Source organism: Micromonospora sp. M51, from assembly GCF_018070305.1.
Taxonomy (GTDB): domain Bacteria; phylum Actinomycetota; class Actinomycetes; order Mycobacteriales; family Micromonosporaceae; genus Micromonospora; species Micromonospora parva.
Map to the genome: position 1 here is coordinate 1 of NZ_JAGPXZ010001061.1, position 1,586 is coordinate 1,586.

The window sequence follows — 1,586 nt, forward strand, 5'->3', positions numbered from 1 at the left end:
ACGGCGACGTGTACGGCGATCAGACCTCCTACCTGGCGACCTTCGCCTACGACGACGAGTCCGGCGGCTCGGAGCACGCGCTGGTGGCCCTGGTGGACCACAACATCGGCATCACCAAGGACATCTTCGTGGGCGGGCCGGCCGAACGGATCCTGGACCAGGTCCGGCAGATGTGCGCCGACGACGAGTTGACCTGGTTCCGTACCGAAGATCCGGCCCGGCTCCGGGGCGAGGTGGCGCGTCATCTGGCGGTCACCGACGACCTGGGCGAGTTGCCCGGTGAGGGCTCGCTCGCCACCGACCGGGCGTTGGTCGGTGCCCGGCTGGCGATGCTGCCCACCGCGGCCGGTCCGACCGGCCCGGCGGAGGTCGAGCCGCTCTCCGCTGCCGAGCGCACGGACCTGGTCCGGCGGTTCCTCGCCGCGCCGGAAGCCGTCCGGTTCGGGCTGGACGCCGTCGACGGCCCCGAGTTGGCCTCCCTGCACTTCTGCCTGAGCCTGCTGCTGGACCACTCGGCGAGCTTCCCGGACGCCGATCCGATGCGCTGGAGCCCGGCGGTGTCCGGGCTCTTCCTGCTCGACTGGGTGCACCGCCGGGCCGTGCTGGACATGGACGACGCGGCGATGCTGCCCCGGGTGCTGCGGGCCTGGGCGCGGTACGCGTCGCGCCAGCGCGGGCTGCCCGAGGCGGCGGTGACGCGCACCGACGAGGCGATCGAGGAGATGGTGCCGGAGTTCGCCCGGCTCTACTCGACAGGTGAGCGGCGCAGCCCGGCCACCGCGGCGGTGGCACAGCTGATGGCCGACGGGGTGGACCCGGACGATCCGGCCGCGTTGGACGCCTGGATCGAGGCGAACCGGCACCGGCTCGCCGACGACGGCGCCTGACCGTGTCCCGGGGGTGGGTGGCTCCGCGCCGCCCGCCCTCGCGGCGGCCCGCGACGCCTCCCCGGTCACTGAGCGGCCCGCGACCCGCCTCGGTCGCTGGGTGGCGGGTCAGCGCAACGGGCCGAAGACCACAGCGGCGATCAGCGCGCCGAGCACACCACCGGCCAGCACCTGCGGCACCGTGTGGTCGCGCAGCCGTACCCGGGACCAGCCGACCACCGCCAGCAGCGGTGCGGCCGCGACCAGCCGCGTCCCGAAGGTCAACATCAGGATGACCAGCGTGCCGGCGGCCACCGCCGAGTGGATCGACATCTTCCACCAGTGGCTGACCGACACGGCGACGACGAGGCCGACCAGCCCGGCCACCGCCAGCGCCAGCACCGGGCGGGGCGCGCCGAGCACGGCGAGCAGGGCGAGCCCTGCGGCGACCGAGCCGAGGCCGACGAGCAGCGGCGCGCGGCGCTGCTCCCGGCGGCCGACGTGGTGGTCGGTGAGCCGGCCACGGCGTACCCCGCCGACGATGTAGGCGAACGGAATGCCGGTGACGAAGAGCGTGGCGAGCAGCCCCCAGACGAGACCCTGACCGGGGCGGTTCGCGCTGTGCCAGCTCACCGTGAGCATCAGCAGCGACACGAGCACCGCCGGTGCGGTCACCTCGGTGACCAGCCGGGCGATCCACAGCCCCGGCCCGGGTCGGGT

At 74.4% G+C, this 1,586-nt stretch carries 2 protein-coding genes; one reads left to right on the plus strand and one right to left on the minus strand.

Features of this window, described 5'->3' with window-relative positions; all coding sequences use genetic code 11:
• Window positions 1-887 (plus strand): hypothetical protein (locus KBX53_RS32440; protein WP_210863664.1); only part of this gene is annotated, 887 nt, incomplete at its 5' end.
• A gap of 108 nt (window positions 888-995) precedes the next feature.
• On the opposite strand, the gene KBX53_RS32445 is transcribed toward KBX53_RS32440, so the two are convergent.
• On the minus strand, window positions 996-1,586 hold a 591-nt coding region (locus KBX53_RS32445), incomplete at its 5' end, for a phosphatase PAP2 family protein (protein ID WP_247676550.1).